This window comes from Moorena sp. SIO3E8, from assembly GCF_010692445.1.
Lineage (GTDB): Bacteria > Cyanobacteriota > Cyanobacteriia > Cyanobacteriales > Coleofasciculaceae > Moorena > Moorena bouillonii.
This window is the reverse complement of the sequence record NZ_JAAHHM010000233.1, coordinates 1-6,595: the sequence shown is the minus strand read 5'-3', so window position 1 is coordinate 6,595 and position 6,595 is coordinate 1. Positions and strand designations below refer to the sequence as shown.

General features: G+C 44.1%; 7 protein-coding genes. 2 read left to right on the top strand and 5 right to left on the bottom strand.

Annotation, left to right across the window (positions count from 1 at the left end; translation table 11 throughout):
* Window positions 1–111: 111 nt before the first annotated feature.
* Window positions 112–741: a hypothetical protein gene (locus tag F6K46_RS37490; RefSeq protein ID WP_293067907.1), complete on the bottom strand. Its 630-nt coding sequence runs from the start codon at window positions 739–741 to the stop codon at window positions 112–114.
* Window positions 742–1,195: 454 nt separating this feature from the next.
* Here F6K46_RS37490 and F6K46_RS37485 point away from each other — a divergent pair, with 454 nt between their 5' ends.
* On the top strand, window positions 1,196–2,674 hold the full coding sequence (locus tag F6K46_RS37485) for a leucyl aminopeptidase (protein WP_293067909.1): 1,479 nt from the start codon (window positions 1,196–1,198) through the stop codon (window positions 2,672–2,674).
* Window positions 2,675–3,065: 391 nt separating this feature from the next.
* On the opposite strand, the gene F6K46_RS37480 is transcribed toward F6K46_RS37485, so the two are convergent.
* From F6K46_RS37480 to F6K46_RS37465, 4 genes are all read right to left on the bottom strand, one after another.
* Window positions 3,066–3,407, bottom strand: coding sequence for a transcriptional regulator (locus F6K46_RS37480; RefSeq protein ID WP_293067911.1), 342 nt, complete (start codon window positions 3,405–3,407; stop codon window positions 3,066–3,068).
* A gap of 43 nt (window positions 3,408–3,450) precedes the next feature.
* Window positions 3,451–3,750 carry a type II toxin-antitoxin system HigB family toxin gene (locus tag F6K46_RS37475; protein WP_070395270.1) on the bottom strand — a complete coding sequence of 100 codons (300 nt, stop codon included), beginning with the start codon at window positions 3,748–3,750 and terminating at the stop codon, window positions 3,451–3,453.
* Window positions 3,751–3,789: 39 nt separating this feature from the next.
* Window positions 3,790–4,065, bottom strand: a complete 276-nt coding sequence (locus F6K46_RS37470) for a hypothetical protein (RefSeq protein WP_293117979.1) — start codon at window positions 4,063–4,065, stop codon at window positions 3,790–3,792.
* Between the two features lie 244 nt (window positions 4,066–4,309).
* Window positions 4,310–4,753: a hypothetical protein gene (locus F6K46_RS37465; RefSeq protein ID WP_293067916.1), complete on the bottom strand. Its 444-nt coding sequence runs from the start codon at window positions 4,751–4,753 to the stop codon at window positions 4,310–4,312.
* Between F6K46_RS37465 and F6K46_RS37460 the strand changes: the two genes are divergently transcribed.
* Window positions 4,754–6,478, top strand: a complete 1,725-nt coding sequence (locus tag F6K46_RS37460; RefSeq protein WP_293067918.1) for an ABC transporter ATP-binding protein — start codon at window positions 4,754–4,756, stop codon at window positions 6,476–6,478.
* The last annotated feature ends 117 nt before the right edge of the window (window positions 6,479–6,595 follow it).

Here is a 6,595-nt window from a genome sequence, read left to right as displayed (position 1 = left end):
ATGCCGAGGGCTTCTCGGTTTAAGCCTGTGGAATAGGAAGTGCCGACACCCTATGAAACCCAGATAATCTGGAGGAAGCAGGAAGGGAACTTTAACACGGTTTCTACCGAGTTATATCAGTTTCTCAGAGCAGAGCGCTGCGATCAGAATTCTGGTTAAGGGTTCTAAATCGGTTGGTACCCGGTAGAGAGTCAATGCTTGGGTGATTAATTTATCTTGACGGTGCAGAATACCAAACTGCCAGATTGTCCCGGTTGAAACAGCTCCAAATAGCTGTGGCTGTTGGTCAACCGATGGGCATTTCTCCCACTGATCGAGGGCAATCAGTTCCACTGCCATCTGAGTAAAATCATTGGTAAGATCCTCTTGCTTTGCCTCAACTACTAACAGATTAGTCGTTGTCCTCAGCAAATAGTCCAACGCGCCTTGAAGTTGATTGCTGACCTTGATTGAATACTCAATTCGCAATTGCGCCCTTGTGTAGTGAATTAAATCTGCCATCACAGGTGCAATTAACATCTCCCGCCGGGATTGTTCGTTGCTCAGATCCAGGTAAGGTAAGATTTCTTCGAGGCGTGATTGGCGCTCCTGCAATCGGTCTAACTCACCCTGATATTGCCGCAAATCCAATAAGGTACGTTCTAGTGAATAGCCATATTCTGCCAAGATTTCATCCGTGGGAGTTTTGAGTTTGGCTATTTCACTGAAGCTGTAAGAACGGTTGGGGTCGAGCAGAGGCATAGGATGAAAACCAGAAATCAGCAATTAAGGGGAAATATTCCTCACGTGGCTCTACAATCAAGCATCGCTTAAGTCAATAGAACACTTCTTTCTAGTTTGGCTTACCTCGTCAAGCCAGTAAGACCTCGACAAAAATATGTACTTTCCTATAGCTTTGTCGAGGATTTAGTTTTTGTGTGTTAACTCACTCCATATTTTAAGCCATAAACGTCTCGATCCGGAACGAGTTTATGGCTAATTTATCATAATAAACTTTGGTTTTAACACGGATGCCAGACTTTTTTGATTAATGGTTAGAGAATATTTAAAACATCCTTGTAGACATTAATTACCCACTACACCCCATCATTTCATTCCCCCATCTCCCCATCACCCCATACCCCATCACCAGTCGATATCTGTTATGGTATTGGTTTCAAAACCATTGATTGTAATTACCTAGACAGAGAAAAACATGGAAATTCGAGGAACCGATACACCACGGTTAGACTGGACTGGTGATGCTCTAGCCATTGGGTTATTTGAGGATGCTGTAGACCTAACTGGTGATTTAGCCGAGTTGGATCAGAAACTGGCTGGTACGATTACAGAATTGATCGAGGAAACAGAATTTAAGGGTAGCGCTAATAGTTCTGCTGTCACCCGTGTGGGATCCGGTAGCCCAATCCGTAAAATTATCCTGGTAGGATTGGGTAAACCAGATGACCTGAGCTTAGACACACTGCGCCGTGGCAGTGCCACAATTGCTAGGACTGCGAAACAGCAGAAGATTAAAACTCTTGGAATTAGCCTACCGGTGGTTAATGATGATCCCACAGCAACGGCACAAGTTATCACTGAGGGGATCATCCTGGCACTACACCAAGACAATCGCTTTAAGTCGGAATCCGAGGATAAGGGCGCAAAGCTGGAACAGATTGATTTACTGGGATTGGCTGGGCAAGAAGCAGGGATTGATAAGGCTCAGAAAATCTGTGAAGGTGTAATTTTGGCACGAGAGTTGGTGGCAGCACCAGCTAATCAGGTGACACCAATTAGTTTGGCTCAGACAGCAGAGGAGCTGGCCTCAGAGTATGGTTTTTCCCTGGAAATCTTGGACAGGGAAGCCTGTGAAGAACTGGGAATGGGGGCTTTCCTTGGGGTTGCCAAAGCCTCAGATCTGCCCCCCAAGTTTATTCATATGACCTATAAACCTGATGGTACTCCAAAACGCAAATTAGCGATTGTGGGTAAGGGGTTAACCTTTGACTCCGGTGGCTTGAATCTTAAAGGTGCTGGTAGTGGCATCGAGACTATGAAAATCGATATGGGGGGTGCGGCGGCTACCTTGGGCACTGCTAAGGCAATTGGCCAGTTGAAGCCGGATGTCGAGGTTCACTTTATCAGTGCGGCGACGGAGAATATGATTAGTGGTCATGCCATGCACCCAGGGGATATTCTTACTGCTTCTAATGGTAAGACGATTGAAGTCAATAATACCGATGCTGAAGGAAGACTGACCCTAGCAGATGCTTTAGTGTTTGCGGAAAAATTAGAGGTGGATGCGATCGCAGATTTAGCGACCTTGACTGGTGCCTGTGTTGTAGCATTGGGAAATGATATTGCTGGTTTATGGACCACTAATGAAAACCTAGCGCAACAGTTTAAAGAGGCAGCAGAAGCGGCTGGTGAAAAACTCTGGCAGATGCCCATGGAAGAGAAGTACTTTGAGGGATTAAAGTCTCAAATTGCTGATTTCAAAAATACTGGGCCCCGTGCAGCTGGTTCGATTACGGCAGCGTTGTTCTTGAAGCAATTTGTTAAGGAAACGCCTTGGGTACATATCGATATTGCTGGAACAGTTTGGACTGAGAAAGAAAATGGTTGTAATAATTCTGGTGCGACTGGCTTTCCAGTTCGTACTTTGGTGAATTGGGTATTGAGTGAGACTTAGAGTAATCGGTAATCGGTAATGAGTAATCGGTAACTGATCCAACTATACTTAAGATCATTACTTAAGATCATTAAGATCATTCCTTAGTTTAGCAATCCCATAGTAAGGCACGGCGGAAATAAAGATACTTTTCAAAGCGATGCAGCGCGGTCTTGGGGGTTTCCCCCATGAGCGACTGCATCAAGAGAAAGATCGAAATACTTATCTAATTTGAATTTTAAATTCCGCCCAGCATTACTAGCTATAGGTTTTCAAGGAAAGCAATTGGCTGAGCCAGATAATTTTGGTATTGTATGGAACAGGGAATAGAAAAAAACTCCTGTGTACCTCATAAGTATGGAAAGCGCTATACATCGAAGGAACTCAAGTGTTAGCAATTGATCAGCGCTTTTCACATAAACAAACTGGAATCAACTTGGAAAAAACTCCCCAAAACTTTTGCTTGATATTTGCTAATTTTTCCCTTGCCATTGACAATGTCATCAACAGTTTTTTGGGATCCAATAATTCCCACTAAATCCCCTGGTTCTATGTCTTTTTGCTCCATCAAAAAAAGTAACATAGACTGAGGATGAGATCTAATCCCTGGTGAATAATAGTCTTGCTCAAATTTTTCAATTAATGTAATCAACAATTCATACATTTCATCTTCTTCTGGTGTTCTTTTAGATCGGTGCATCAACTCTTCTACAAAAGCTAAAGCTTTTTCATTATCTTCTTCTGTTTGAATCATTTTAGGTTGATATTTAACTAACAATTTTTTGTATTGCTTTCGATTAAAAGTAAGGGTCATTCTTCCAGTTATCATAGTTGTATTCTGCGTGATTCAGAATATACTTGATGTAAATTAAATGCTTTTCATAATCTATACTTACGATTAAGCGGTACTTATTTCCCTTAATATTAAAAACTGTAAAATTTCCTACTGCTTCAGCTTTCCTAAAAACCGATTGTACCTCAACTAAGTTAGACCAAGTAGCCTGATTGGCAATCTTATACCAGTTATCGAGAGCATCATGGCAATCAGCGTGTTTTTCACTAAATTCCCGCAAACGTCGATAGCTGATCACATGCATTTGATATCCTCTTTGGTACCCTGCATCTATACACAACTATTACTCCCTGTCTTGATGCAGTCGCTCATGGTTTTGGGTCTGTGTGCGGAACTTGCTTCCGCACCTGTCTTGATGCAGTCGCTCGTGGGGGAAACCCCCTTTGGCGGCGCTGCATCGCTGTAAGCCCCGTGGAAACCACGGCAGTTGCTCATGGGGGGAACCCCCAAGACCGCACTGCCTCCCCAAGACCGCGCTGCATCGCTTTATTTTGAAACCAAAGGGAATAGAGCTATGCCAAGTTATGTTAACTAGCCCAATCAACTTTTGCTTAAGCATCGGATTGCCTTGAATGGGACTGGTCTTGAACTGGGGGAATAAAATGATTGATAACGCCCAAATTTCTTAAACTTGGGAAATCCATATCCTCTTGTCTTAAATGCTTCTATAGTTTTCTTCAGTGGTTTAATCAAATCCTGAGTTATCTGAGAGTGAAAGGCTTTTTTGGGCTTCAAGCTCGAAGACAGCTCAAAGAATTCTTCTTAACGCCACAGTAGTTCACATTTTGAATACCAACCAATAATCAGGATATCACAATAAGCGCGTTTGGATCTCGGTTGTTAACACCAGTATTGCAGGAAAAGGCAAAAGGCAAGAGGCAAAAGGCAAGAGGCAAAAGGCAAGTGCGAACGCGCCCCGCGTGACATGCACGGGCTTTGCCCGACGCTGCGCGAAGGGTCAATCGCTCAAGCGCGGAAGCTGAGGCCGTAGGCCAAGCGTGACATGCACGGGCTTTGCCCGACGCTGCACCAACGGTCAATCGCATTTTGGGAAGTCTGTAGGGTGGGCATTGGCTGGGCAAATCCCAAACCACTTCTAACGAAGTTTGGTCACCAATGCCCACCAACCAACCAAGGTTTTTAATTCCCAACTGTTTGAGCCATCTCAGGCAAATCCGGGACTTATCACCATCAGCTAACCGTAAGTGATAGGTTAAAACAGAAGCCATCATTATCCCGATTGACACTTGAAACCTCACTCTAGTTACTGGCAACTGCGACCTTACCTTCGTTCCCAACGCTTAACTCTGGCTCAGACATTGGTTTGGACATTAGTATTCACTGTCTGCTGGCCCCTACTCCTTTGGCTATCTGAGCCCTTTTTTGATGTGGTCGGACAGGGAAAACTGGTCAGGAGTCTTCAGCTAGCTGGGTTAGCTGCTGTTGTGTTTCTGACCCAGAAAATAGCGCAGTACTGTTTATATACTCTATCAGCAAAAGCTTCACTACACATTGCCCTTCATTTACGCGAAAACGTTTTTAACCATTTGCAGCGCCTCAGTATTGGTTACTTTGAAGCTGCTAGAACTGGTGACCTTACCTACCGACTCACGGAAGATCTTGATCGGATTGGGGAGGTGATTTACAAAATTGTTCGTGATTTTATTCCTTGTGTCTTGCAACTGATTGTAGTATTAACTGCTGTCATCTATATTAATCCAGAACTCACCCTAGCCATAGTAATTATTGCACCATTGATGGGGTTGTTGATTGGTTGGTTTGGGGAACAGATCCGGAAATTCTCCCATCGCAGCCAAAATCGGATATCGGATTTGTCCGCAATGCTGACGGAAGTGTTTAGCGGGATTCGATTAATCCAAGCTTTTGCTGCAGAAGACTATACCCTGGAAAAATTTAGTCAAGAAGCGGAAAACAACCGCAAAGCCAAGTATGCTGCTGAACGCCTCAGAGCAATTCAGTTTCCAATAGTCGGTTTTCTCGAAGCGTTGTGCTTCTTGTTACTACTATTGTTGGGAGCATGGCAAATTGCTGAGGGTAACCTCACGGCTTCCAAGTTTGTCAGTTACGGTATCGGTGTTGCCATGTTGATTGATCCGATCAATATCTTAACCCAAAACTATAATGAGTTCAAACAGGGAGAAGCATCCATAGACCGTATCTTTGAACTATTTGCCCTTGAGCCAACGGTAATCGAAAAGCCAAGCGCTATAGTTTTTCCCCCAGCGACGGGTAGGGTGGAATACTGTAATGTCAGCTTTGCTTATCAACCTGGTGAGCCTGTACTGAGAAATTTGAATTTAGAAATTGCTCCGGGAGATGCGATCGCATTAGTCGGCGCTTCGGGTGCTGGTAAAACTACTTTGGTTAATCTCCTACCCCGCTTCTATGACCCGCAATCTGGAGAAATCCTAATTGATGGGATTAATATCCAAGATATTACCCTCAATAGTCTACGGCGTCAGATTGGCATTGTTCCCCAGGATACCACTCTCTTCTCAGGTACTATTGCTCAGAATATTGCCTTTGGTCAGTTAAAACCTGACTTTAAAGCTGTTCAGGAAGCGGCTAAGATTGCCAATGCTCACCAGTTCATTATTAAACTATCCCAAGGATATCACACTTGGGTAGGGGAGAGGGGAATTAATTTATCGGGAGGGCAACGACAACGGATTGCGATCGCACGAGCGGTACTGCTCGATCCTAGAATCTTGATTCTCGATGAAGCCACTTCCGCTTTAGACTCAGAATCAGAAGCCTTAGTACAAGAAGCCTTAGAACGGATTATGGAAGACCGCACTGTTTTTATTATTGCTCACCGATTAGCAACAGTGCGCCGTGCTGACCGGATTCTGGTAGTAGAACAAGGACGAATTGTTGAATCGGGTAACCATGAAGGATTGTTAGAAAAAGGTGGTCGTTATGCTCGGTTTTATGCTCAGCAATTTAATTGATCTAGTAAATATAATCGGGAATCGGGAATCGGGAATCGGGAATCGGGAATCGGGAATCGGGAATCGGGAATCGGGAATCGGGAATCGGGAATCGGGAATCGGGAAGCGGGAATCGGA

What these genes read in the sequence shown, in the direction of transcription:
- F6K46_RS37490 (WP_293067907.1), bottom strand. Translation starts at nt 741, where the DNA reads ATGCCTCTGCTCGACCCCAACCGTTCTTACAGCTTCAGTGAAATAGCC.
- F6K46_RS37485 (WP_293067909.1), top strand. Translation starts at nt 1,196, where the DNA reads ATGGAAATTCGAGGAACCGATACACCACGGTTAGACTGGACTGGTGAT.
- F6K46_RS37480 (WP_293067911.1), bottom strand. Translation starts at nt 3,407, where the DNA reads ATGATTCAAACAGAAGAAGATAATGAAAAAGCTTTAGCTTTTGTAGAA.
- F6K46_RS37475 (WP_070395270.1), bottom strand. Translation starts at nt 3,750, where the DNA reads ATGCATGTGATCAGCTATCGACGTTTGCGGGAATTTAGTGAAAAACAC.
- F6K46_RS37470 (WP_293117979.1), bottom strand. Translation starts at nt 4,065, where the DNA reads ATGCTTAAGCAAAAGTTGATTGGGCTAGTTAACATAACTTGGCATAGC.